Here is a 24,616-nt window from a genome sequence, read left to right on the forward strand (position 1 = left end):
CAATAAGCAGGGTTGTACCTATGCATAGAGTGGAGGCCGAAAGTGGCGCAGTACGATTTTCCAGTGAAGCGGGGCAAGCCGATCGATAGCGGCCGCCTGAAGAAAGATCTGAACAAGGCCGGATCAATCGCGGCGGCGCGGGCGTTCTCTGAAGGGATCGAAAAGGGTGCCATGCTCTCCAATTGCCCTGCCTGCGGGAGCGGAGCGCATCGCAAGCTTCTGACGATCTATGGCTTCGACTATCACGAATGCGATGGATGCGGATCCGCTTTCGTCTGCAATCCACCTCCGGAAGAGGCGCTCTCAGCGGCCTACCGGTCGACCTACTACACTGAGGCGAACAAGGTCCTCTACGCGAACGATTCGATCATTGATTACCGTGTCGCCCAAGTGTTCACGCCAAAGGTCGAGTTTGCAATCGAACACTCGCGGCCGTCGAAAAAGACGTGGCTGGACATAGGCTGCGGCGTCGGCGAAGCGTTGTCAGTGGTGAAAGAACGGGGATACGACGTCCTCGGCCTGGAGCCGAACGTGATGGAGGCGGAATACGCTGCGAAAAGATTCGGGATCGAGGTCCGTCAGGATTACATCTCGAAAGATACGGTTTCGAAATATCGCGGCCAATATGGCACGATCTCGATGTTCAGCGTCCTCGAGCACGTGCCGGATCCCAACCAGATCCTTTCTGATGTGTCGGCCATCCAGGAGCAGGGGGATGCTCTGGTCATCGAGGTCCCGCACTTCCCATCGATCTCGACGATGAGCCAGATGACGTTTCCGGATCTGGTCAACAGAATGATGCATCCTCCATTGCATCTATTCCTCTTCTCGCTCCGCTCTCTCGAGGGGATGCTGGAGCGCCATGGCTATAAGATCAACGCCGTCTGGGTCTTCGGTCAGGACTTTTATGAAATGATGAGCACCCTCGGCCTGTTCGCGCCGGCGCTCAATCAATCGAAGCTCCTTTCGGCCCTGTCGCCGATGATGAGCGATTTGCAAGCAGTTATCGACAATCACAACCTCAGTGACGAAGTCTTGGTGGTCGCCGAGCGCGTCTAACTAACCTATCCAAAACCACATCAAGCAAGGCGCTCCTCGGGGCGCCTTTTTCTTTTCCATCACAACTGGAGCCAACTCCATGCTCGTCCACAACTGGCGCGAGGTGCTTAAACGCGCCTGGTCGGTGCGCCTGATGGTGCTCGCGTTGCTCTTTATCGTCATCGAGCCGATCTACAACTTCGTCGCCGCGACCTGGGTATCTCGCAACATCTACATCCAGCTCGCCATGTCGGCGATCACTGGCCTGCTCGCGGTCGCGGCGATCGTCGCCCGAATCTTCGTCCAACAGAAAGTCTCCGGAGACCTCGCAAATGGCAAGCCGCCTGAAGAAGGGTAGCGCGATCGCTGCCGCATGCATCGCCGTCGTCAGCACCTTCGAAGGGCTGCGCACTGTCGCTTACCGCGATCCCATCGGAATTCCGACGGTCTGCTTCGGAGAGACTCGCGGGGTCAAGATGGGTGATAGCTACACCGTTGCGCAATGCAAGGACATGCTGGGCGACAGCCTCAGGGAATTTGAGACCGGTATGCGCGCATGCATGGAGCAGCCGGATCAAGTGCCGGCCGGCGCCTATGTCGCGTTCCTTTCCTTCACCTACAACGTCGGAACGGGTGCCTTTTGCAAGTCGACGCTCGCCCGCAAGCTCAACGCCGGCGACGTGACGGGCGCCTGTAACGAGCTGACGAAATGGGACCGGGCGGCAGGCATTCGATTGCCGGGGCTGACGAAGCGCCGCACCGCGGAGCGTGCCCTCTGCCTCAGCGGGATACCGGCCTGATGTTCGGGATCCTCGATGGCCTCAAGCTCGGCGCCGGCGTGGCTGTCGGTCTCATGCTCTATCACCTCTATGCCGTCGCGGTTGGCTATCCTTCCGCCGCCCGCGAGGCCCGCGCTGGCTATGTCCTGTTGACAGAGAAAACGGCGGCGGAGGCAATCGCCGCCAAGATGGAACGGGAACGCAATATCGCTCTGCAGGTCACGGAAGAGCATCGTAAGCGCCTGGCGGCCGCCGAGACCTCCGAGCAGGCCGCCAAAGACACCCTCGAAAACGAGATCAGATCCTATGAGCTTCAGCTTTCAGAAAAGAACCGCGCCTGCGCTGTCACTGCTGCTGATCGTGAGTGGCTGCTCCGCCACTGAACGCCTGAATAATGCGGCGACGGCGAAGGGGCAGGCGGCCGCCGGCGTCTTGCTGCCGGTAGCCCCTGACGATCTGCGCAAGCAGGAAGCGCATGCACCAGTTGTTGAGGGCCAGCCGTTGATCGCTGTCCTCGCCAGAGAGCGGCAGGCGCTCGACCGCGCCAACGCTCGCGTCGGGCGCTGGGGTCAATTTTACGACGACGTCACCACAAACTATCGAAAGTAGGAGACTGAAGCATGGCTATCTCAGGTGCTCACGTGCAGTGCGGCTACGTCCAGGACATCCGCGGCGCCAAGATATTCGTCCCGATGTGGTCAGAGACCATCGCTCTCGGGGCGACTACGACACAGACCGCGCCTTCTGACCGCTCTTCCGAAGTCGCGGGTGCGCTCGTTTTCCGCGTCCGAGCGCCCGCAACCGGTGAGATGTTTGCGGTCGCCGGGCAAAACCCCGACGCCACCCAGGCGGTCGGCTCGTCTCAGGACAAGGCGCGCTCGCACTTCATCGCGAGTGACGAAAAGGATCTTCCAGCTCAGCCCGGGTGGAAGTGCAACGTTGCGAGCGCCTGATCATGGCAGGTATCGCAACGAGGATTGCAAATATTCGCGGACTGGCGAAGACGGTCGAGAAGATCGTCGATCGCCGGCCCTACCCGCAGGCGAGGCCGGGTGGGTCGCACCCTCCTTGGGTGCCTGACCCCGACCGTTACATGCCGGCCGCGACTCGGACGCGTTGGCCGGTCAACAACACCACCAATGCCTGGACGTTCACGACAGGCCTCAATTACCAGTGTTCAAAGCTGTTCTTCGGCTCGCCAGATTATCCCACAAACACCTTCTTGATACCGTTCGTTGGCTTCGGTCTGACTGAGGGCGGCAACGCGCCGCAAGAACTGCAAAGCCCAACCGCCGACTTTTTCATAGATAAGGCAAAATTTATTCATCCCATCACTGGGATAAAATATCCGATCACGTTCAGCTCATTGGCTGCCGCGACCATCACGGCCGGGACAGGTATCGTTTACGGCGAAGTCACTCTGCCGAGTAATCTCCCGGCATGGACGGTCTACGGCGTCGAGACGTACTATCATGGCACGGTTGGGCAAACGTACGTCGCGAACTATCGCATCCAGCGGCATAGGGGAGAGAAGTATTGGGCGGCTGGCGACCTCGCATCGGTCGAGGCGCTGGCTGACGCCGACGCCCCTTCTACCGCGGCGATGGATCCTGATAGCCTTTATAACACGGTGGGCAACGCCACTAACTCGCAGAAAATGTGCTACGGGCCTGCGCTCATCCTTGCAAAGGGATGGGATGGCCGGCCAGCTCCCCTGGTGCTGGCCGATAGCTTGCTGGAAAGGCAGGAGATAGCAGCGTCTGCCGACGCACGCGGCAATATGGGTGTTGGTCGCCGCTGGCTCGATCAGAGGGATAGCGTTTGGGGAAGCTACATTCCGGTAGTGATGGGCGTTCCCGGATCAAAGTCGGCACAAGAACTGACAACTAATGCCTTCAAGCGCTGGGATCTCATCGACGCCATCAAGACGACGTTCAATGGCGGAAAGGATATTTGGACATGCGTCCTGGATTGGTCGGGCCGGAACGACACCAATGCTACGGTTGCGTCCACCTGGGCGAACGCTAAGACAGCTCTTCCTGGAACGCGCGTTAGGAACCGATATGGCGCGGGGACGCATATTGTCGGCGTTACCATGTGGCCTACTGTCAGTTCTTCGTCCGATAGCGGACGCACGGTAGCGGGATATAGCTACAGTACCACGCAATGGACTTCGGTTCTGGCTGCGGCGAATGCGCTTTTGTTGGCAAGCTCGGCCTACAACAAGACAATCGATGTGTTCCCCGCCTTCATGTCGGACACCGACCCGACCAAGCCGCCGGCGGCAGAAACATTTCCTCTTGGGAACGTCATCGGCCATCCCGGTAATCAGGACGGCGTGACGACGTGGGACACAATAAAGCTCCCAAACTCGATCCCTCTCGGAGCGCGCATCATGTTCGAGTATCAAGTTGGATCATGGGCCAGCAGAACGTTAATCGGCAAGACGGACAACGGCGATGGGACGGCTGACTACAAGGTCCAGGAAGTGTTCGCTACGGTCGTGCTGAATGAAAATGCCGCGTTGCTTGGTCACGCCTATACGGCTTCAGACTTCATCCACCCCGCTCTCCATCATGTCCTCAGAACCGTGAGCCGGATCCCGCAGTCCGAGAAGCTAAAACTCTACCCATAGGCGCCAGAACAGATGACATCCAACGACGATATCATGCGCGCCCTCGGGCGTGTTGAAGGAAGGCTGACCGGTATAGAGGAAAACGTTAGCCTCTTACGCAATGAGGTCAGTGACGAGAAGGAAAATGCCCACGAGAGCCGATCGGTCATCCACAAGCGCCTCGACGAGCAGGCGAAGCAGATCGCGCACCTCGATACGACCGTGGCGATAAGTGGCGGGGTGGATGCTACGCTGCGCGAGGAGATCAAGAGCCTGAAGGAAACGGTGGACAAGAACCACGCGGCAACTCAGCCGGCCCTGGAAGATTGGAAGCGTATCAAGACGATCGGCTACGGCGTCTCAGGTCTGATCGCCATCGCTGGCCTGACGACAGGCGCTATCCTCACGTGGATGAGCGATGGCGCCGTGGCGTGGGTGAGGCACTGGCTCAAGATTAACTGACGAAGGGTTCAAGGTAACCGACGAACTAGGTCGGGGATCGAGGCGTCAACATTGACTTGTGCTGCCAAAGCGCCGTCTTCATCGTAAATATCAATCCCGAGAGGGATATCTTGACCTCTCCTGAGAAGCGCGTGGATAAGGAGTTCCCAGAGGTCGTCGACAGCTTCTTCTCTCGCCGCTTCCCGGTCAACGAAGTCGCGTCCTTCATGGTCTCGTATGACGTAATCAGCATGCCTGATGTGAAAATAGTAGGTTGGCAAGGTACACCTATGTCGCAAGGTCATGCCAGTACGAGCGCTAAAGATGCCGATACAAGGGCGAAGTCGCTCCGGACAAATGCCACCGATATCGGCGAGATGTGTCCCCAAAAAAGCCCCGCCGCAGCGGGGCAGTTTTGGGGCGTCAGGGATCGCACAGGACTGACTGGAACGATGGACCCTTTTCAGGGCCACCCGTGCGATCCCGTTGCTCTAACAGAAAGCGATCTGCCAGGTTCCGGTACGATTGCGTACGCTTCAGCTAATCGCACCAGTCGTTGCGGCGATCGGGGCTCCACGTCCGGGCGAATCCCTCCCGGAGCAGCTTGGCCCCGATCTCTTCCCCATTCGTTCGATAGATGTTGACGAGGGGGCGGTGCGACGGCGTACGGTCCACCGCGCCGCTGAACATCACCCGCAATCCCTTTTCAGCCAAAAGCTCTTTCAGCCTTCCCTTGGCGATCAGCGCCAATTTCCGCTCCTTCATGCACTTTGCGTGCGATCCTATCTCCGGCGTATCGATGCCGCTGATGAACGGAACACCTTCCCCCAGCAGTCGCATATTCTGCCCGTCGCATTTGACGGTATCGCCGTCGACCGCCGTCAGCGAGGCGCAGAGGATCAGCCCAGCAATCATTTCGAATTGCTCCGGCTCTTGATCTCGTCCCAATAGGGATAGTGCTCGAAGCACCACCAGCGCGTCTCGACCGTCTTCGATTGGGAAAAGCCGAAGCTTCCCCACTTCGCGCAGTCGGCGACACAGCAATAGTGCTCGGCGATGACGTTCGCCCCCGGCGCCGTCGAATGCCCTTCAATGCTCATTGCGGAATGATCCCCTCGTTCCATTTGGCGGCCGCCCGCCAAGCCTCGTGTTCACGTTGCCTTGCACGATCCCGGAAAAACGGCATTGTCTTCGCCGCAACTTCCGATCCGCATCTCGTGCACACGATCCTCGACGGGGCGTCGTAGACTACTTTCGCGTTGCCGCCGCAACTGCATTTCTTCAGCTGTGGCGTCGTATCTTCCTTCCGGTCCGGCTGCCACCGCATCAGTCTCCCCCGACATAATAGCCGAATCTCAACTTCCCCGCCTTCGCGCCGCAGGTGGCGCATTTCAGATGCGGCTCGATCTCGCTGATCAGATGTTGCTGCATGCCCCGCGGCACGGCCTTCCGATCGAATTCCCTCTGCTCTCCGCATGCCTGGCACTCGGCCATGATGGTCACATGGTCCGGGGCGACATTGATATATCCGGGCGACCAGTCCTTGATCTCCTGAAACCTCTGGGCACCTACCATCTCGGTCCCCTTTCCATGGTTTGCGCCCTCGGCGCGCTCTTTGGCAGGTAGGCGATAGCTACGCGCCTGCTGCCGCAAACTGGGCAGCGCATGCGCTGCGAGAGCATAGCAAGCGGAAAGTCGCGCCCTCTCGTAGCAACCAGGGTGACGATATCCAATTTATGCTTCCACTGGCATTCGCGCACGCTCTTCAGCCCCTCACGTCTTCCCCAAGCGCATCTGGCGGTGACATCCCATCCTGCGTCCATTGCCTCGCCGATCGTTTCGGCCATGCGTCATCCTTCCCCTTCCGAGGTCCTTTCTGCCGCACTGTTGCTGAATGCTCCGCCCGAGCGAGGTTGCTAATATGTTCTCATGGGCGCGCGAGTCAATAATCATTCTTGGTCAATTGCTTTTTAAGGTGTGGCTGCTGAACTGGCGGCATGACAAAGCCGCCCCGCAAGCCTCCCCAGCCGCTGCTCGGCAAAGCCGACGCCCCGCTGCGAGGCCGGCCACGCCGGCGGCGCGATCCCGCCCAGCATCAGCTCACCCTCGACCCGATGCCGGCGCGCATTGATCCGTGCCTTGCGCAGCTGAAGCCGCGTCCGCCGAAAGGGCGGCAGTGGTCGTTCGAGGTGAAATGGGATGGATACCGCTTGGCTGTCCACATTGAGCCGAAGGGCATCAGGATCCTGACCAGCGGCGGCCATGACTGGACCGAGCGTTTTCCTGCCATCGCCGCCCAGGCAAAACGCCTACCTGTTTCGACGGCGATACTGGACGGCGAGGCCGTCGTCTTCGACGATCTGGGCCGATCGGATTTCGGCAAGCTTCAGCAGTCGCTTGGCGGCCGCGGCGGAAAGCGGAGATCGTGGGAATCAGTCCTGATGGCCTTCGATTTGCTCTACCTCGACGGCCATGATCTCACCGGAACAGAACTCACCGCTCGGCGCCATCTCCTCGAGGGACTCGTGCCGGCCGGCGGGGAGGAGGCGATCCGTTTATCCGAGGAGATCGAGGCGGATGGTGACAAGCTCTTTCGCATTGCCTGCGAGCATGGACTCGAGGGCATCATCGCGAAAGACCGGAACAGCATCTATCGCAGCGGCCGCGGCGGCGAATGGCAGAAGATCAAATGCATCCAGAGCGGCGGCTTCGCTATCGTCGGCTACCAGAGGTCCAGCTCGGCATTCGGGAATATCCGTGCGCTGCTGCTTGCGGCGCGAAAGGAAGGCCAGCTGGTCTATGTCGGATCGGTCGGAACGGGCTTTAAGGCCACCCAGGCAATGGAGCTCCGCGCTGCGATGGACAAGAGAAAGGTGTCAGCGCCTGCGGTGAGGTATACCGGCCGGCGCAAGAACCTGATCTGGATCAAGCCGAAACTCATCGCCGAGATTGAATATCGGGCCTGGACGCATGACGGAAAGCTTCGGCATCCTTCATATAAAGGTCTGCGCGATGCTGCCGATAATCCATCGATATGTGAGATCTAGGTGTCCTGTGCGCGTAGCTCTCGATCGCCGTTGGCGCATCGCGGCAAAAAGGGGCCGCGATGCAGCTTTGCTCCCACATTGCTCCCACGGCCGATATGGTGGACGTGGTGAGAATAAGCTATAAAACACCAGTTATTTCAGTGGGAAGGCGGTGGTCGGAGTGGAGAGATTCGAACTCCCGACCCTCTGGTCCCAAACCAGATGCGCTACCAGACTGCGCTACACTCCGTGCCGTGATTGGCAGCGGGAATACACGGTTCACTTCGTCGTCGCAACCCATAAATCCAGCTGTGGCCGGAGATTTCTCACCAGGCCTGTGGACGCAAGAGGAAAATCCCGGTCGGCCTTCAATTTACCTGTGAGGCGCAATTGGACGTCAGGGCGATCAGCCTTAGCCGCGGGCGATCAGGCCGATATATTGGGCATAGCTGATAGCGACATAGAAGAAAGCGGTGATGCCAGCTCCTATCATAATGGCATTGAACTCTGTCGAACGTCTCATCATGCGTGCATCCACTGAAGCCGATTGAGCCGCAAACTAGTGCCCGCGGTCGGCTGCGGCAATCACCTTGTGATCACAACATGAGACAATTGGTAATATTGCGCAATCGCTTGGAATTCCTGGGGATTTAGGTGGAATGGCAGCGACATGAGGGATGAATGTGCTGAGGCGCCCGAGTTAACGATAAGCCTTGCTTCCCAACACATTGGCGCATCGTCGGGGTGGCTGTGGCAGCGGCGTCGCGATCCGCTTTTTTCTTGAAAAAACGGGGATTCGCGGATAAGCAAAATTCAACTCTTCGCGTTATCGCAAACGACGAAGCAAGGGCCCGGCAACGGGATTGAGACCATGAAAGGCGGGGCGCTCTGTCCCTGCATATTCGGAGATGCCGCAGTCATGTCTGCCAAGATCTATCGTCCTGCTAAGACCGCCATGCAGTCAGGCAAGGCCAAGACCCATCTCTGGGTGCTTGAATTCGATCAGGAGTCGCCGCGCAAGATCGATCCGATCATGGGCTACACCTCCTCGGGCGACATGCGCCAGCAGGTAAAACTCACCTTCGAAACGCAGGCGCTTGCCGAATCCTACGCCCAGCGCAACGGCATCGAATACCGCGTCATCGCGCCGAAGGATCCGGCCCGCCAGGTTGTGGCCTATCCGGATAATTTCCGCTATACCCGCACGCAGCCCTGGACGCATTGAGATTTCTCGTCCACATATGGCGCATTCGGTCGCGCTCTTTAAACGTGACCGCCGGACGGCCCCTTAGCTCAGCTGGATAGAGCACCTGCCTTCTAAGCAGGTTGTCGCAGGTTCGATTCCTGCAGGGGTCGCCACCTGCTTTTTGTCCGACCCGGAGACATAGGTAACAGATTGTCCCTAAGACATGGGTGACAACCTCGTGCCGAACGGGTTGTCGATGGTTTGTAAAGTCCTCTGCTCCAGATCGATATATCCGAGATCATAGTGCATGAAGCTGACGAGCCAAATGCCGTCGTCGACCTCCTTGAGGCCGAGCCTCTGACCGGCCATGACGGTTGAGATGTTGATCTTCTTGCGATGGATGCACAGACGGCCGCAGTTGGTGACGATGGCATCGCGGTCATGGAAGGGATAGCTGATCTCGGGCAGCCCCTCATAGGGTCGCGGCGAAGCCTTGTAGACATCGGCTGGGACCTTCATCGACAGGGCCTCATGCGGTCTTTCGGTGTTGAACTCGCTGACGAATGCGTCGAAGCGCATTTGCTGCTGGAGAATATTGCGTCCCGGCGGACGGGTGGCTTCCTTCTTCAGCGTCAGATGCATGCGTTCATGGCGGCCATTCTCCTGCGGGTGGCCGGGGCGAATGCGTTCGAAGGCGACGCCGAGTCTGAGCCACCAGACCGACAGTTTCGAGAGATTGTAGAGCCCGTTCGGGCTGGCAAACGGCAGGCCGTTGTCGGAACGAATGGCAAGCGGAAGCCCACGCTCGGCAAAGACTCGCCGGAACGCACCGAAGACGCCGCGTTCGCGGGTCGTCTCGAAGGCCTCGCAGCACAGGAGATAGCGCGAAGCCTGGTCGGTGATCGTCAGGGGGTAACAATATCTGCCGTCGCCCAGCTTGAACTCGCCCTTGAAGTCGGCGCACCAAAGATCGTTGGGTCCGATGGCTGTCGAGAGCGTCGTGCCCACGGCCTTGTTCGCCCGGTTCCTCTTGCGGGCCTGGCTCACAAGGCCGTACCGGTCGAGCACCGCGTGCACCGTGCTTCTGGCTGGGATGCGCACGTCGCCGGCCAGACGGCGGACCAGGAGCTCGCGGATCTTGCGCGCGCCCCAGTGCGGCTTGTCCTTCTTGCATCGCACGATCATCGCCTCGACCGGCTCGGGCAACTGGTTGGCATAGCGCACCGGTCGCCGAGACCGGTCCGTCAGGGCCTCCAGCCCGTCCTCCTTGTAGCGATTGAAGATCTTGTAGCCGGTCTTGCGCGAGATCCCGAACTCCCGGCAAACCTCGCTCATCCCTTCGCCCTCCAGCAACCGGGCGACAAATCGAAGACGCTCATCCATGACCGAAGTCTCTCTCCACGGCATCAACACCTCCCGCAAAAAAGCGAAAAGTGTTACCCATGTCTCCGGTACAAAACGTCACCTATCTCTCAGGCCGGGCATTTCAAGTGTTTGTTTTTGTTGTTTTTCTGGACGCTCACCCCTCATTGGGGAATGGTTTAGGGGCGGTATTCGGTCAAAAAAACCCCGCCGAAGCGGGGCAAGTCGTGACAACGGATCGCACAAGAGGAACCCCCGTGCTTTCCTACCGCTTTAACGAAAGAGCGATCGACCAGGTTCCGTACGGTGTTGGACCGACGGTATCGCTAATCGCACCAGTCATTGCGCTGCTTCGAGCTTCAGCTGCGAGGCAAGGCGTTAGGCTTCGGCCAACTCTTCTTGGCCGCGCGAAAAATCAGCCTCGGCTTCGACCTTCTTCTTTGATTCTGTCGGGCCTTGCCAGCGATATGGTCAGGAACCGGCAGGCACTCCTAGGAAAATGGGATCCACGATAGAGGTGGGCAGACGTTCGTTGCAAATCAAACGGCTGACCGATTCAAAAAACGTTTTGGTGTGAATTGATGCAAATTGCCGGGCGGCATTGCCGCTTGCGGACCAGCGGAAAAGCGATCTGGCGGAGCCGCAAGGCCAACCGACCGGTCACGGGTCTCCATCATCTCGCTGACCAGTGGGCTTCGTACCGCTCTCAAGTTCATCGGAAGATCAGCAGCTTGCACACGGCCAACTGCTTCTGGAAATGGAGGATACGCGGCTGGATCGGAATTATTGTTCGAACTCATCTCGCAACACCACGAGGTGCTACTTTGAGCAACAGCAATCTTTCGTTCGACGACTGTACGGAGATCTTGGATTCGAGCGCCCGACCGCATAACCCACCACATCAACATCGTCGAGACGAATGGCAACAGCTCGCGCAAAGCCGCGCTCGGAAGGCCGGCTGACGCTGTCGAAAAATCGCAGCGCGTGGATGGGCCCCATCCACGCGCCGAAGTAGCCTGACTTTTGCGCGCCGCGTGGCGGGTTTTGCTCCGCCGTTGGCACGATTGCTGCGGCGATCGGACGACCGCCGCAACGAGTATGATTACAGGAGAAAATCGCCTGCTCCCAGCTGCACGTGGCCCTGCAGCTGAATCTCGAAATCATGAACGCCGTCGCCGTTCAAATCGGCCTGGATAACGGTATGGTCGTCCTCGTAGTGCCACGCCAGCGCGCCAGCCTTCTTGTCGAACAAGGCATTCTCCTGCGCCTGGAAATGGAAGGCTGCATCGCCCTGCGCAGAGCCATTCGCATCTATCGCCGAGAGGTCGATCTTATCCACGCCGTGCTGGAAGTCGCTGATGACGTCACGGTTCGAGCCGGACCCAGTTTCCGTCGCAGTCTTGAAGACAAATGTATCCGAGCTGGTGCCACCGGTCATGATGTCCTTTCCGGCACCGCCAATGATGACGTCCGCGCCGGCGCCGCCGTCAAGCTTGTCCGCGCCGGCCCCGCCATTGAGAACGTTGCCGCCGTTATTGCCGCCGGCCAGCACGTCGTCGTAGCTGGAGCCGGTCACGTTTTCGATGCTGACGAGCTTGTCACCGGTGGCGTGCCCGCCCGATGCGGTCCAAGTCGCCAAGCTGACATGGACCCCCGCGTCGGAACCCGCATAGCTGGCCGTGTCGTTGCCATTACCGCCATCGAGCACGTCCGCGCCGGCACCGCCCTTCAACACGTCATTGCCGGCGAGACCCTTGAAGGTTTCGTTGCCGCCGTTGGACTGACCGGTGTGTGGCATGATGTCGTTGCCATTGGTGCCGGTATATTCCTTCGTGGTGGTCGGCGAAGTCGGTTGCGTCGGCGAAGTCGGTGAGGTTGGCGCGGTCGGCGCGGTCGGCGTGGTCGGCGCTGTCGGCGAAGTTGGCGCTGTTGGCGAAGTCGGCGTGGTTGGCGTTCCCGATGTGGGGCTGGAGCCGGATTCGTAGGCACCCATATCGACAGTACCAACAACGCGATGGTCGCCGTCCAGATCGACGGAGCTGACGCCGTACTTGCTGGTTCCGTGGTCGATCGCCGTCGAGCCGGAGCTGAGGTGGAAGTTGTCGCTCGATGCCCCTGCGAATTTGGGGTCAACGCCGAGCTGATTGCCATTCGCCGTGCTCGGCATCGCGTTGCCGCCATCGGTTTTGACCGAGGCCTGGCCGGCTGTGCCGTTGTAGGTGATGTTGTTGGCCCAGACGACGTTCTTGTTGGTGTAGGCGTCGGTAGACGTATTATCGATCGCGGTGTTGTTCTTGTTCAGCGATGGATCCGCTACGGCGATGTTGTTGACCCAGGTGTTGTTGCTCGATGCCGAGTTGCTGAGCTCGCCACGCCAGGTGCCGCTGTTCTGCGGGTCCTGATTGTTGTGGTATGCGGTGTTGTTCGACACAGTGACGGAATCGCTCCAGGTAACCTGAATGCCTTTGCCGCCGTTCCCGTAGACGAGGTTGTTGTCGACCAGGGTCTTGAACGTGTAGTTCGGGTTACCGCTCGCCTGCGTGCTCTGGAAATCGTCGATGATGATGCCGTTGCCGTCGGTGTGCTCACCAGACTTTGTGACGTTGTCGTGCGAGATGTTATTGCGCACGATGTTCCGGTATCCGTCCGTCGAGGTATCACCGGTGATGTTCCGGTTCTGGTAGATGGAGATGCCCGAGAACCAGCCTGTCGAAGCGTTATTGTAAGTCTCGTTGCCTTCGACGTGGATGAAGTCCGACTGGTTAAACTGGATGCCCGACTCCCCGCTGCCGTGGACCTTGTTGTTGAGGATCTGGACGTGGTGGACATTGTTCGCTTCGATGCCGTCGCCTTTGGCGCCGCCGATGTCAAAGCCGTCGATTACCACGTGGTTGGCGTTGACACTGATCGCGTTCCACGAGCCCGCGGGCGGCCGGATCAGCGCCCCGCCGGGCACTTCCGAGCGGAGCGTGATGTCGCCTGCCGCCGAGCCGTCCTTATCGATGTTGATGCTCTCGTTGTATGTCCCCGGTTTCACCACGACCTCGTCGCCAGGCTTAAGGTCCGAAGCCATCGCCTCACTGATCGTGCGAAAAGGGGAGGTGGCACTGCCGTTACCGCCGCTGCTGCTCGAAGCTACGTAGTATGTTGTCATGGTTTTGTTCCTCAACTTCAGCGTTGTCTAATATTTTATGGTTAATCATCCGGTGCGGCGGGGTTATAGGACGACGTTTTGAAGGGCGCAACAGCTTAGAAACAGTAAGTACTTGAGAAACATAGCCATATTGCTGCCACAATATCCAGATCACTCCCAAGTTACATTTTGAAATATTTGCGGAAATCCGATTCGCCCAAATTGGGACAAACTATATATCTCGCACGCCGCGAATTATTCTTTCTGCAACCATGACGACACCCACCCATTGAAAAGATTAGGAAAACCTGATGGACGTGACTGGAATCCTGCCGCCAAGGCGGAATCAACATTTTTTGTGAATTTTTCAATTTTTGGCAGGCTCGCCTTCACGATTGGGGCTAATTGAGATGGCCGTGGCAAGGCCAACACCCTCTCGCGGGTGCTCGATTCGATCATGAGTCGCTTTCAAGACTGATTAGAGAATGGGCACACCGCTCCTGCGCCGACACATGCTGGCAGGTGAAATTCGCCTTCGAAGCGCAGGCTGTGCGGAAGCCTATAACTCAGCGCCACGGCATCGAATGCGTATGATCGCGCCGAAAGACACTCCTCAGCTAGTGGCATATCCTGAACAATCTTGAACTCGAACCCCGCCAATTTAGAGCGTGGGCAGGGCGATTCATCCATAGTTCGGGGTCCAATCGCCAGATTATAAGGGAAATTTGTTCGGACCCCTCATCTGGCTTGGAGGCGGCTGATCCCCTTTGGGCGCGGTTCCTTCGGCTGCACATCGAGCGCCATGGCGAATGTTCAGACGCTCTCGGCGTCGCAGTTGTTCTATAGGGAGAGAAATATTGCTCTTCTTCGTGGCTGGTCTTTCCGACACCGGAGCCATGACGATTTCGGTTGGCTGACATGTCGTCACGCAGGCGGCAAGCAGTTCCGTGGAGATCATCTTTGATACATCGCGAACGCGAATAATATTATCCAAGACTGTCTAGTAATCGTCGCAACAGGCCTATTTCATGTAGCGTGACGCAGCCAAGACAAAGACAGAAATTCTGCGGACGTCGCCGAAAAGTTGAAATGTCGCAGAATTATATATGTTTCAACCTGCGCCAAGCTCTTCCTAGCCACAATAGGTGGGATGCTGCCGCCGAAAACGGCGTGTACCCTTCCTGTCAATTCTTGGGGGGCGAGTATGGGAACGATTTGTTTGAGCATCGGCGCCGCTGCATTTCTAATGAATGCCTACGCCGTTGATCTTCCTGCGGGGGCCAAAAAGGCTACAATAGACGAGTTCAAAGCTTTTGCAGACGGCAAGCCGGTGAAAGTAGAAATTCTCGATCTGGAAAAGCCTGTGTCCGCCGAACTCGTTTGGAGTTGGAAGAAGGGCACCATTACCGGTAAAGCCGATGTCGGCGGCAAAACGCTCGACGTGAAAACGAAACTCACTTTCAAGGGCGATAAGGCCTGTTCTGCCGGCAATGGCGAAAAGCCAAGCTGCCACTTTATCTATATCGACGGCGACAAATTCTACGAAGTGCGAGATGACATGAAGCTGCACGCAGTTTCGACGGTCGATTGAGGTTCGCAGTCTATCCCGCAGCTCCCGACCTCCGCACTTATGGAGCTCGATCGATCCCACTGCTCCCGTTGCCCTGAAAGCCGCGCTGCAGCTTCCATCATCCCTGTGGTAATTGTCGGACGGCAAAGGCCGGCTATCCGACAGCGGCCAAAGCCGATATGCGGTCGCCGTCGACAAGCCACGCCGATACAGCCGGGCCTGTGTTCCTGACTTTTGAAGTCCTATGGGAGACTAGAACCGTTCGGTTCTTCTCAGCGATCCAGGAAATGATCGAAGTAAATCTTGGGGATGGGGTAAGCGTAGACGCCTCGATCGACAAAGCCGCGCCTGTAGAGGCAATTTCTGAGCGCCGCGTTATAGTGCAGGCTCTGCGGATCCGGCGACCCGCGTCGCCACGAGCCTGCCTCCGGTACGCACCACTGAAGAGCCTTGTCGTATCGAGAGAGGAGGACAGGGTCTGTGTTGTCGACCTGTACGCCGCTGTAGGATTGATAGTTAGAAGGAGATTCTGCGGCTGATATACAGCCGAAGCTAAACACAAGACCAACAACTGCCATCAATCGCATTGGATTAAGCGCTCCCCAGATCGATTTTCGAAGTCATCTGCCGGAACGTTATTGATTCCAGCGCCTGTGGGCAAGGGGGTTGGAAGGTGCCGGGATGGCTGCCGCCGCAGAATGGCGGCAGCTTTTGTCAGCAACCGAGATTAATCGAGGAGATCGGCCGGCACCTTGCCGCCATTTTCTGAAAGCCGCTTCATCAGCGCCTTGTGCAGCCACATGTTCATTTTCGCGGAATCGTTGGTATCGCCGGTATAACCGAGTTCGGCGGCGAGTTCCTTGCGCTCAGTCAAACTGGCATCCATCCCGACTGCCTTCATCAGGTCGACGATCGAATGGCGCCAATCGAGTTTCTGGCCGCTCTTCTTCACAGCCGCGTCGAGGATCGGAACAATATCGACTGTCGCTGTCGCTGTCGCCGGGGCCGGGGCCGGCTTAGTTTGCGCAGGAGAGGACGCAGGCGTCGGACTGGGGGCTGACGGGTGTGAGACGGGAGCCTGGGCTGGCGCTGTCTTTGCTGCGCCGTTGGCGACAGGTTCGGCTGCTTTTGCTTCTCCAAAGATTGCATGTTTGATCTTGTCGAAAATGCCCATTCTTGAACCTCCGGCTTCGTAAAATAGGAACATGCTGAACATGGAGGCCGGGCCGGGCATATCCAGACGAACGAAGATCTTTTTTGCTCCTGCACTAGAGCAGCGAGAAACCGGAGCAGGCGCTGCGAGGGCGATCGAGTTGGCCGGCCGCCGTGTCGACAGCTGCAACTAAGCAGCCACTTATGATTACTGCGTACTCCTTCGGAATTTAGATACAGCGGCTAAATTGGGGGGAAATTCTCGCTCACGCCTGTTTTTGGCACAGTAGCTTTCGTAACGCTTACTCAGTGATAACTACGCGCCGTCATTCTCGGCCGCCGCGCAGGTTCATGACGGGCTGGAATGAAACCTTGGCAAGTCATTCACGTTGGTTGGCATGGATGTCCGGGGTACTCGGCGTCCAATCGATCGAAGGCACGCGCGTTCCTCGATTTTCGCAGGTCGGACGAACCGTCCGGCATATGAAAACGGAGGAAGATGATGACTCAAATGCACAGTAGACTGCCAATTGCCCTGTTCGCATCCGCCTGCGCCGTTCTTGCCATGCCGGCAGACCATGCACACGCGACTGACATTGGCGTGTCGGTAAATGCAGGCAATGCCACCAGCGCCGATGCCGGAGCTTCGCTTGGCCGCGGAAACGGGGTTGATGCGACGGCCGACGCATCCATAGGCGGCTCGAACGGCGTTGACGCAAATGCGTCCGCCAGTGCTCAAGGCCGCGGCGGTATCGATGCCAATGTCAATGCCATTGTCGGGAGCAGTGATGGTCTCGCGACTGGCGCTAATGCCAGGCTCGGCGGCGATCGCGGCGTCAATGCCGATATCAACGCCCGGACTGCCGGCTCCCGGGACGTCGATGACAAGGCCAGGGCTTCCATTGGCGGTAGTAGCGGAGCAGGCACCAAGCTTGCCATTGGCGACGCGAACGACAGGGGCGGGACGGCAGCTGCTCGTAGCGGCACCCTCAGTGCATCGCAGGTTCGCACGATTGCGGCGTTTCGAGAGAGACCCGTGGACGAGCAACACAAGATGCTTGTCCGTTGCGCCGATATCTCCGCCGCCGGCAGCGGCGATGCCGGTCTTGCCGGTCTCTGCAGTCTGTTGCAGGCATCAGTCTCCCACTGAACGTGAAAGACCCGCCGGTGCGGAAGGCACGGCGGGTCTTTTCGCGAACTAGGCTTCTCGGACTTAGTGCAGGATCTGGCTGAGGAATAGTTTGGTGCGCTCGTGTTGCGGGTTGTCGAAGAACTCGGCCGGTGAGTTCTGCTCGACGATCTGGCCCTGATCCATGAAGATGACGCGGTTGGCGACCTGGCGGGCAAAGCCCATTTCGTGGGTGACGCAGAGCATGGTCATGCCTTCCTCGGCGAGACCCACCATGGTGTCGAGCACTTCCTTGATCATTTCGGGATCGAGTGCCGAAGTCGGCTCGTCGAATAGCATGATCTTCGGGTTCATGCAGAGCGACCGGGCGATCGCCACGCGCTGCTGCTGGCCGCCGGAAAGCTGACCCGGATATTTGTTGGCCTGTTCCGGGATCTTGACCCGCTTCAGGAAATGCATGGCGATTTCTTCAGCTTGCTTCTTCGGCATCTTGCGCACCCAGATCGGCGCCAGCGTGCAGTTTTCGAGGATCGTCAGGTGCGGGAAGAGGTTGAAGTGCTGGAATACCATGCCCACCTCGCGGCGCACCTCGTCGATCTTCTTCAGATCGTTGGTGAGCTCGGTGCCGTCGACGATGATCTGGCCCTTCTGGTGCTCTTCAAGACGGTTGATGCAGCGGATCATTGTCGATTTGCCCGAACCGGACGGGCCGGCGATGACGATGCGTTCGCCGCGCATGACCTTCAGATTGATGTCGCGCAGCACGTGGAAATCGCCGTACCACTTGTTCATGTTGACGATTTCGATCGCCACTTCCGTTGCGGAAACGGTGAGCTTCTTAGCTGGAGCTTCAGCCATATTGTTTTTCCCTCATTTTATCGTTTGTGGCCGGTGTCGAGGTGACGTTCGATGAATGCTGAATAGCGCGACATGCCGAAGCAGAAAAGCCAAAAGGCGAAGCCGGCGAATATCAACCCCGTTAGTGGCGTTACTGCGGTCGCCCAGTTCGGATCGACGAAGTTGAGGCGAACGATGCCGAGCAGGTCGAACATGCTGATGATCGACACCAGCGAGGTGTCCTTGAACATGCCGATGAAGGTGTTGACGATGCCAGGGATCACCAGCTTGATTGCCTGCGGCATGATCACCAATCGCATCTTCTGCCAGTAGCCCAACCCTAGAGAATCCGCCCCCTCGAACTGGCCTTTGGGAATAGCCTGAAGGCCGCCACGAATGACTTCCGCCATATAGGCGGAAGCGAAGATCGATACGCCGATGATCGCGCGCAAGAGCTTGTCCACCGTCCAGCCGGCCGGCAGGAAAAGCGGCAGCATGACGCTCGCCATGAACAGGACCGTAATCAGCGGCACGCCGCGGACCACTTCGATGAAAACGACGCTGAACGTGCGGATGACCGGCATCCGCGAGCGCCTTCCGAGCGCCAGGATGATGCCGAGCGGGAAGGAGACCGCGATGCCGACAAAAGAGAGCACCAGCGTCACCAGCAGCCCGCCCCAGAGTGGCGTCTCGACGATTTCCAGGCCAAATCCGCCGTAAAGCAGAAAGAAGGAAATGATCGGCAGCACGCCGAACAGCAGCAGGGCGTTGACCCCCTTGCGCGGTGCCGAAGGAATGAGCATCGGCACCAACAGGAGTACGAAAAGAATGCCGACCAGGGTCGGGCGCCAGCGCTCGTCGAGCGGATAACGCCCAAAGATGAATTGGTCGAATTTGGCGTTGACGAAGGCCCAGCATGCACCGCTCCAGCCATCCGGCTGAATGCCGCCCTGTACGGCAGTGGCGCAGAAGGTGCGGTCAGGGCCGCTCCAAACGGCCTGCACGAAGAGCCAGTCGAGCGCGTGCAGGAGGGCCCAAACGACAAAGACCAGCGCTAGGATGGTAAGGACGATGTCCTTCGGCGTCGCAAGGAGGTTGCGGCGAATCCAAGCGACAGGGCCCTTCTCTGCTGAGGGCGGCGGCTCCGGCGCCAGTATGGCGGTTCTGACGAAAGCGTTGCTCATCCTACCTCTCCACCAGCGCCATTTTGGCATTGAACCAGTTCATCAACAGCGAGGTCACGACACTGAGGCTGAGGTAAATGACCATCCAGATGAGGATCACCTCGACAGCCTGACCGGTCTGGTTCAGCGTTGTGCTGCCGACGGCGACGAGATCGGCAAAACCGATTGCGATCGCCAGCGATGAGTTCTTGGTGAGATTGAGGTACTGACTGCTCAGCGGCGGAATGATGATGCGGAAGGCCTGCGGAATGACGACCAGCCGGGTGATCGACGAGGGGTGAAGCCCGAGTGCGCCTGCAGCTTCCGTCTGTCCCTTCGGCACGCCGCGAATGCCTGCGCGCACGATCTCGGCTATGAAGGCAGCGGTGTAGAAGGAAAGTGCCAGGAAGAGCGACATGAACTCCGGCCCGACAACGGAACCCCCGGTGAGGTTGAACTTGCCTGCGATCGGATAATCGAAGGAAAGTGGCGCGCCTGCGACTAGGAAGGCGATAAGCGGCAGGCCGATCAGCAGGCCGATCGAAGCCCAGATCGTATGGAACTGCTGACCCGTCGCGGCCTGCCGGCGATGCGCCCATCGGACCGTGGCGACGACCGCGATAATCGCGACGACGAAGGCGACGCCGACGAGCCAGAAAGTCTCGCCGAAAATCGGCTTGGGAAAGGAAAGGCCACGGTTGTTCAGATAGGCCCCGAGCGGCAGATGCAGTGACTCGCGTGCATTCGGCAGAACCGCCAGAACGCCCGAATACCAGAAAAAGATGACAAGCAGCGGCGGAATATTGCGGAAGACTTCGACATAAACTGTGCACAGCTTGGCAATCAGCCAGTTCCTCGACAGGCGGCCGATGCCAATGATGAAGCCGATGATGGTGGCGGTGATGATGCCGGTAACGGCGATCAGGATCGTATTCAGAAGGCCGACAACCAGCGCACGGCCGTAGGTCGAATCGCTCGAATAGGCGATCAGCGACTGACCGACCTCGAAGCCGGCACGGCCGTTCAGAAAGCCGAAGCCCGACGCGATGTTGGCGCGCGCCAGATTGACGGCAGTGTTGTGCGCAACCCACCAGACGAAGACGACCAGCAGGACGATGGTGAGAACCTGGAAGAAAATGCCCCGAATTGTCGGGTCGTAGAGCGCGGACTGAAAGCTCCAGCCGCCTCTGGATAAACGTGTTGAATCCAAAGCCTGGTGCGTCATGCTTGGCCAATTCCCCATTGCGCTCCTTTTCGGAGCTTTTTATTGGAGGAGGAAAGGCGGTCGCCCGCCTTTCCGTCTTCATGCTGATGCCGCTCAGCGAACCGGCGGAGCGTACTGAATGCCGCCCTTGTTCCACAGGGCGTTGAGGCCGCGCGCGATCTTGAGCGGGCTGCCCTGGCCGATATTGCGCTCGAAGACTTCGCCGTAATTGCCGACGTTCTTGACGATGTTGTAAGCCCAGTCGTTGGTCAGGCCGAGATCGGTGCCGATCTTGGTATCCGCCTCGACGCCGAGGAAGCGCTTGATGTCAGGATTCGGCGAGTTCTTCATCTCGTCGACATTGGCCTGGGTGATGCCGAATTCTTCAGCATTGATCATGGCATAGCCGACCCAGCTGACGATATCGAACCACTGGTCGTCACCCTGACGAACGGCTGGGGCGAGCGGTTCCTTGGAGATGATTTCCGGCAGGATCGCGTGTTCGTCCGGGTTCTTCAGCGTCAGGCGCAGCGAATAGAGACCGGACTGGTCGGTGGTGTAGACGTCACAACGGCCGGCATCATAGGCGGCATTGACCTCGTCCAGCTTCTCAAAGACGACCGGATTGTACTGGAGATTGTTCGCCTTGAAATAGTCGGCCAGATTGAGTTCGGTGGTCGTGCCCGACTGAACGCACACGGACGCGCCGGAGAGTTCGAGCGCCGACTTCACGTTGAGGCTCTTGCGCACCATGAAGCCCTGGCCGTCATAATAATTGACGAAACGGAAGTTCAGGCCGAGTGCCGTATCGCGGTTGATCGACCAGGTCGTATTGCGGGCGAGCACGTCGATTTCACCCGACTGCAGGGCAGGGAAGCGATTGGCGGCGCTGAGCGGGGTGAACTTCACCTTGGTGGGGTCGCCGAACACGGCCGAAGCGACGGCCTTGCAGAAATCGACGTCGAAGCCCGCCCAGTTGCCGGAAGCGTCAGGTGCAGCAAAGCCGGCGAGACCAGTGTTGACGCCGCACTGAATGAAACCCTTTGCCTTTACATCACCGAGAGTCGTGGCCGAAGCAGCCGAAGCGCCAAGAGCGAAAACTGCTGCGCCAATCGCGGCGGACAGAAGCTTGTTCTTCATTTTTTCCCAACCTTTTCCGTTGTATTATCTTTTCTTGTGGGGCGTTCCGGCGGAAAACTCTGCCACCCCCATCGTCTCGACACCCTCCCGGCGCGAGTACCCTATCACAGTCGCAAATGTCACTATGGTCAAGTGTCGCCATGCATAATTGCGGCAAAATTCAGAATTTTGCCGCATTGCGCCGCATTCGAAGGCGGTTGGCTAGGAAATGAGCGCCCGCTTGCGGAAAAATAACGCTAATTTGAAAAACCGAGGCGACAGTTGTCCCCCTGGTCAAGGGGTTGACCGGATCGGGCGAGGCGTCCAAAAGTCTGGCTTTGCGCCCCTCGCCAAAGGCTCCGACATGAAAGACAAAGACAGCTTGCTGCAGACCGCCGGCATCAATACCCGCCTGACCCATATCGGCAACGACCCCTTCGATTATCACGGCTTCGTCAATCCGCCGGTCGTGCATGCCTCGACGGTCCTGTTTCCGAACGCGGCGACGATGGACACGCGCTCGCAGAAATATACCTATGGAACCCGCGGCACACCGACGACGGATGCGCTCTGCGAGGCGATCGATGCGCTCGAAGGTTCGGCCGGCACGATCCTCGTCCCCTCGGGGCTGGCAGCCGTCACCATTCCGTTCCTCGGGTTTGTCGCCGCCGGCGATCACGCACTTGTCGTCGACTCGGTTTATGGCCCGACGCGCTATTTCTGCGATACGATGCTGAAGCGCCTCGGCGTCGAGGTGGAATATTACGATCCGGCGATCGGCGCCGGCATCGAGACGCTGTTCCGGCCGAACACCAGGCTCGTCCATACCGAGGCTCCCGGTTCCAATACCTTCGAAATGCAAGATATTCCGGCGATCGCGGCGGTCGCCCATCGCCGTGGCGCCGTCGTCATGATGGACAACACCTGGGCGACGCCCCTCTATTTCCGGCCGCTCGATCACGGCGTCGATATCTCCATCCATGCGGCGACAAAATATCCTTCCGGCCATTCCGATATCCTGCTCGGAACGGTATCGGCCAATGCGGAGCACTGGGAGCGGCTGAAGGAGGCGAACGGTGCCCTTGGCATCTGTGGCGCACCCGACGATGCCTATCAGATCCTGCGCGGATTGCGCAGCATGGGCCTGCGCCTCGAGCGCCATTATGAAAGCGCACTCGATATCGCGGAATGGCTGGAGGGGAGGGAGGATGTCGCCCGCGTGCTGCATCCGGCTTTGCCGAGTTTCCCCTCCCACAATATCTGGAAGCGCGATTTTACGGGCGCCAGCGGTATCTTTTCCTTCGTGCTTGCCGCGGGGAGCCCCGAGAAATTCAAGGCGAAGGCCCACGCCTTCCTCGACGCGCTGAGGATTTTCGGTCTCGGCTATTCCTGGGGCGGCTTTGAAAGCCTCGCGCTGCACGCCAATCTGAACGACCGCAAGGTCGCCAAGGCGCCGAAGGAGGGTCCGGTCATCCGCCTGCAGATCGGCCTTGAAGACGTGGCCGACCTCAAGACCGATATTGAACGGGGTTTTGCGGCGGCAAGCGCCGTCTGAGCCGTTGCGGCTAACGCATGCCGCGCAAAAGGATGCAGCGGTTTTGCGGCAACGACATGCGTAAAGCAAACACCTAAAGCGCAAGGAACGAATCTGAAAGATCGGGACGAGCTTTAGGCGCTGCGGCCGCTTGCCGAGCCTAACAGCGTGCCCTGAGCCCGGTAGCCGTAGATCCAGTCGAGATCGGCCGCCAAGCTTTGTGGCGGCTTCAGGCCGAGCACCAGATCGCGGCCGATCCGGATCGGCCCCCTCGCATGATAGGCAAATTTGTTGAAGGCGCCGCGCTGGCGAAGCTTTGCAATGCGCGGCGCGCGATGCCTTTCAAAGAGCGCCAGCGCTTCCGCCACGGGACGATTCGCGAGAAATGCGGCAAGTTCGTAGGCGTCTTCGACCGCCATGGCCGCTCCCTGCGCGGCAAAGGGCATCATCGCATGCGCGGCGTCGCCGATCAGAACCGTCCTGCGGCCGTCCTGCCACGCGCCCGGCGTGGTTTCGAAGAGCGGCCAGAACGTCAGCTTCGGCTGTTTTTCCAGCAGCGACGTAATCGCGCTGTTCCAGCCGGAAAGCTGCGCCCTGAGCCGTGTGCGCTGCTCTGCCGTCGGCTCGTTTCCCCAGGCCTGCGGTGCGGCATTGCCCGCGGTGATCGCAACCATGTTGATGCTGGTGGTCTCCCTCAGCGGGTAGCAGACGAGATGCGCCGATCCGCCGAGGAAAGCCGAAACGCTTGTTCGGTCGAGAAAACCCGGCGCCTCGCCTTCAGCAAGGGTGAAGCGATAGGCGATATTGCCGGAAAAGCGCGGTGAGGGGCTGCCGGGCACGGATTGCCGGAGCTTCGACCAGACGCCGTCCGCGCAGATGACGACATCGGCAGCGCGCTCGACAGGCGGCGAATTCGATTCCACTCGCACACCAAGATGAAGCCGGCAGAGCGGATCAGCTTCGACCGCCGTCAGAAGCGCATTCTGCAATGTGGCGCGGTGCAGCACGCCATAGGGTGCCCCCCAGCGCTGCCGCGCGAATTTGCCGGCTGGTACAGCCGCAAGCTGGCGCAGCGAAGCGCCTGACATCAGCCGGATCGCCTCCGGTTCGAGCCAGACTTTTGAAAGTCCCTCGATGACGCCGAGTTCTGCCAGGATGCGGGAGGCGTTCGGCGAAACCTGCAAACCGGCGCCAACTGCGACGAGTTCATCCGCCTGCTCGAAAATCTCCGAGCTGATGCGCCGCCGCGAAAGCGCAAGCGCAGCTGTCAGCCCGGCAATGCCGGCGCCGATGATGGCGGCATGTTCGACCGGCATTGTCAGTCCGATC

At 59.0% G+C, this 24,616-nt stretch carries 27 protein-coding genes and 2 tRNA genes; 14 read left to right on the forward strand and 15 right to left on the reverse strand.

Translation table 11 applies throughout. The features are described from left to right. Positions 1 to 42: 42 nt before the first annotated feature. The 8 genes from NMA58_RS08505 to NMA58_RS08540 all read left to right on the forward strand — a co-directional run bounded on the left by NMA58_RS08505 (position 43) and on the right by NMA58_RS08540 (position 4,893). The gene (locus tag NMA58_RS08505; protein WP_434713002.1) at positions 43 to 1,059 is read left to right on the forward strand and encodes a class I SAM-dependent methyltransferase; all 1,017 of its coding nucleotides are present in this window, start codon (positions 43 to 45) and stop codon (positions 1,057 to 1,059) included. Positions 1,060 to 1,138: 79 nt separating this feature from the next. Next, positions 1,139 to 1,396, forward strand: a complete 258-nt coding sequence (locus tag NMA58_RS08510) for a hypothetical protein (protein WP_434713003.1) — start codon at positions 1,139 to 1,141, stop codon at positions 1,394 to 1,396. Beyond that, entirely contained in the window at positions 1,371 to 1,838 is a 468-nt protein-coding gene (locus NMA58_RS08515; protein WP_434713004.1) for a lysozyme, read from the forward strand. The genes NMA58_RS08510 and NMA58_RS08515 overlap by 26 nt, the downstream gene beginning before the upstream one ends. Beyond that, positions 1,838 to 2,200, forward strand: coding sequence for a hypothetical protein (locus tag NMA58_RS08520; protein ID WP_434713005.1), 363 nt, complete (start codon positions 1,838 to 1,840; stop codon positions 2,198 to 2,200). Before NMA58_RS08515 ends, NMA58_RS08520 begins: the two co-directional genes overlap by 1 nt. Positions 2,201 to 2,204: 4 nt before the next feature. Then, positions 2,205 to 2,426 carry a hypothetical protein gene (locus NMA58_RS08525; RefSeq protein WP_434713394.1) on the forward strand — a complete coding sequence of 74 codons (222 nt, stop codon included), beginning with the start codon at positions 2,205 to 2,207 and terminating at the stop codon, positions 2,424 to 2,426. Positions 2,427 to 2,437: 11 nt separating this feature from the next. Next, complete coding sequence (locus tag NMA58_RS08530; protein ID WP_434713006.1) at positions 2,438 to 2,770, forward strand: hypothetical protein; 333 nt, start codon at positions 2,438 to 2,440, stop codon at positions 2,768 to 2,770. Between the two features lie 2 nt (positions 2,771 to 2,772). Next, positions 2,773 to 4,452: a hypothetical protein gene (locus NMA58_RS08535; RefSeq protein WP_434713007.1), complete on the forward strand. Its 1,680-nt coding sequence runs from the start codon at positions 2,773 to 2,775 to the stop codon at positions 4,450 to 4,452. A gap of 12 nt (positions 4,453 to 4,464) precedes the next feature. Continuing rightward, positions 4,465 to 4,893, forward strand: a complete 429-nt coding sequence (locus tag NMA58_RS08540) for a DUF1515 domain-containing protein (RefSeq protein ID WP_434713008.1) — start codon at positions 4,465 to 4,467, stop codon at positions 4,891 to 4,893. 8 nt (positions 4,894 to 4,901) lie between these two features. On the opposite strand, the gene NMA58_RS08545 is transcribed toward NMA58_RS08540, so the two are convergent. From NMA58_RS08545 to NMA58_RS08560, 4 genes are all read right to left on the reverse strand, one after another. Next, positions 4,902 to 5,177, reverse strand: a complete 276-nt coding sequence (locus tag NMA58_RS08545) for a DUF6894 family protein (RefSeq protein WP_434713395.1) — start codon at positions 5,175 to 5,177, stop codon at positions 4,902 to 4,904. A 235-nt stretch (positions 5,178 to 5,412) separates the two neighbouring features. Then, the gene (locus tag NMA58_RS08550; protein WP_434713009.1) at positions 5,413 to 5,787 is read right to left on the reverse strand and encodes a thermonuclease family protein; all 375 of its coding nucleotides are present in this window, start codon (positions 5,785 to 5,787) and stop codon (positions 5,413 to 5,415) included. Beyond that, on the reverse strand, positions 5,784 to 5,972 hold the full coding sequence (locus NMA58_RS08555; protein ID WP_434713010.1) for a hypothetical protein: 189 nt from the start codon (positions 5,970 to 5,972) through the stop codon (positions 5,784 to 5,786). Before NMA58_RS08555 ends, NMA58_RS08550 begins: the two co-directional genes overlap by 4 nt. A 226-nt stretch (positions 5,973 to 6,198) precedes the next feature. Beyond that, positions 6,199 to 6,447 carry a hypothetical protein gene (locus NMA58_RS08560; protein WP_434713011.1) on the reverse strand — a complete coding sequence of 83 codons (249 nt, stop codon included), beginning with the start codon at positions 6,445 to 6,447 and terminating at the stop codon, positions 6,199 to 6,201. Positions 6,448 to 6,869: 422 nt separating this feature from the next. On the opposite strand from NMA58_RS08560, the gene ligD reads away from it, so the two are divergent. Continuing rightward, positions 6,870 to 7,919 (forward strand): non-homologous end-joining DNA ligase, encoded by a 1,050-nt coding sequence (gene ligD / locus NMA58_RS08565; protein WP_434713012.1) that lies wholly within the window; start codon positions 6,870 to 6,872, stop codon positions 7,917 to 7,919. 152 nt (positions 7,920 to 8,071) lie between these two features. Here ligD and NMA58_RS08570 read toward each other — a convergent pair. After that, positions 8,072 to 8,148: transfer RNA gene (locus tag NMA58_RS08570), tRNA-Pro, on the reverse strand. Between the two features lie 669 nt (positions 8,149 to 8,817). Between NMA58_RS08570 and NMA58_RS08575 the strand changes: the two genes are divergently transcribed. Together NMA58_RS08575 and NMA58_RS08580 are read left to right on the forward strand one after the other, a co-directional pair. After that, positions 8,818 to 9,123 (forward strand): ETC complex I subunit, encoded by a 306-nt coding sequence (locus NMA58_RS08575; RefSeq protein WP_085778028.1) that lies wholly within the window; start codon positions 8,818 to 8,820, stop codon positions 9,121 to 9,123. Positions 9,124 to 9,180: 57 nt separating this feature from the next. Continuing rightward, positions 9,181 to 9,257: transfer RNA gene (locus NMA58_RS08580), tRNA-Arg, on the forward strand. Positions 9,258 to 9,300: 43 nt separating this feature from the next. Here the strand turns inward: NMA58_RS08580 and NMA58_RS08585 are convergent. The 3 genes from NMA58_RS08585 to NMA58_RS08595 form a co-directional block, all read right to left on the reverse strand. Beyond that, entirely contained in the window at positions 9,301 to 10,491 is a 1,191-nt protein-coding gene (locus NMA58_RS08585) for an IS481 family transposase (protein WP_430961215.1), read from the reverse strand. Between the two features lie 1,057 nt (positions 10,492 to 11,548). Next, positions 11,549 to 13,600, reverse strand: a complete 2,052-nt coding sequence (locus NMA58_RS08590) for a choice-of-anchor Q domain-containing protein (RefSeq protein ID WP_434713014.1) — start codon at positions 13,598 to 13,600, stop codon at positions 11,549 to 11,551. A gap of 234 nt (positions 13,601 to 13,834) precedes the next feature. Beyond that, a complete protein-coding gene (locus NMA58_RS08595) occupies positions 13,835 to 14,038 on the reverse strand; it encodes a hypothetical protein (RefSeq protein WP_434713015.1) in 204 nt (67 codons plus the stop codon). 760 nt (positions 14,039 to 14,798) lie between these two features. Here NMA58_RS08595 and NMA58_RS08600 point away from each other — a divergent pair. Continuing rightward, on the forward strand, positions 14,799 to 15,170 hold the full coding sequence (locus tag NMA58_RS08600) for a hypothetical protein (RefSeq protein WP_434713016.1): 372 nt from the start codon (positions 14,799 to 14,801) through the stop codon (positions 15,168 to 15,170). Positions 15,171 to 15,421: 251 nt separating this feature from the next. On the opposite strand, the gene NMA58_RS08605 is transcribed toward NMA58_RS08600, so the two are convergent. Both NMA58_RS08605 and NMA58_RS08610 read right to left on the reverse strand, forming a co-directional pair. After that, positions 15,422 to 15,736, reverse strand: coding sequence for a hypothetical protein (locus NMA58_RS08605; protein WP_434713017.1), 315 nt, complete (start codon positions 15,734 to 15,736; stop codon positions 15,422 to 15,424). Between the two features lie 140 nt (positions 15,737 to 15,876). After that, entirely contained in the window at positions 15,877 to 16,323 is a 447-nt protein-coding gene (locus tag NMA58_RS08610; protein ID WP_434713018.1) for a DUF3597 domain-containing protein, read from the reverse strand. Between the two features lie 489 nt (positions 16,324 to 16,812). Here NMA58_RS08610 and NMA58_RS08615 point away from each other — a divergent pair, with 489 nt between their 5' ends. After that, a complete protein-coding gene (locus NMA58_RS08615; protein WP_434713020.1) occupies positions 16,813 to 17,451 on the forward strand; it encodes a hypothetical protein in 639 nt (212 codons plus the stop codon). 63 nt (positions 17,452 to 17,514) lie between these two features. On the opposite strand, the gene NMA58_RS08620 is transcribed toward NMA58_RS08615, so the two are convergent. From NMA58_RS08620 to NMA58_RS08635, 4 genes are all read right to left on the reverse strand, one after another. After that, complete coding sequence (locus NMA58_RS08620; RefSeq protein ID WP_097598606.1) at positions 17,515 to 18,288, reverse strand: amino acid ABC transporter ATP-binding protein; 774 nt, start codon at positions 18,286 to 18,288, stop codon at positions 17,515 to 17,517. Positions 18,289 to 18,305: 17 nt separating this feature from the next. Further along, entirely contained in the window at positions 18,306 to 19,451 is a 1,146-nt protein-coding gene (locus NMA58_RS08625; protein ID WP_183701013.1) for an amino acid ABC transporter permease, read from the reverse strand. Between the two features lies 1 nt (position 19,452). Next, a complete protein-coding gene (locus NMA58_RS08630) occupies positions 19,453 to 20,655 on the reverse strand; it encodes an amino acid ABC transporter permease (protein WP_430959847.1) in 1,203 nt (400 codons plus the stop codon). A gap of 93 nt (positions 20,656 to 20,748) precedes the next feature. Next, positions 20,749 to 21,774 carry an amino acid ABC transporter substrate-binding protein gene (locus NMA58_RS08635; RefSeq protein ID WP_430959848.1) on the reverse strand — a complete coding sequence of 342 codons (1,026 nt, stop codon included), beginning with the start codon at positions 21,772 to 21,774 and terminating at the stop codon, positions 20,749 to 20,751. Positions 21,775 to 22,117: 343 nt separating this feature from the next. On the opposite strand from NMA58_RS08635, the gene NMA58_RS08640 reads away from it, so the two are divergent. Further along, positions 22,118 to 23,308 (forward strand): cystathionine beta-lyase, encoded by a 1,191-nt coding sequence (locus tag NMA58_RS08640; RefSeq protein WP_434713021.1) that lies wholly within the window; start codon positions 22,118 to 22,120, stop codon positions 23,306 to 23,308. 113 nt (positions 23,309 to 23,421) lie between these two features. On the opposite strand, the gene NMA58_RS08645 is transcribed toward NMA58_RS08640, so the two are convergent. After that, entirely contained in the window at positions 23,422 to 24,603 is a 1,182-nt protein-coding gene (locus NMA58_RS08645) for an FAD-dependent monooxygenase (RefSeq protein ID WP_434713022.1), read from the reverse strand. Positions 24,604 to 24,616: the final 13 nt, after the last annotated feature.

Source organism: Rhizobium sp. YTUHZ045 (genome assembly GCF_051124255.1).
Classification (GTDB): Bacteria; Pseudomonadota; Alphaproteobacteria; order Rhizobiales; family Rhizobiaceae; genus Rhizobium.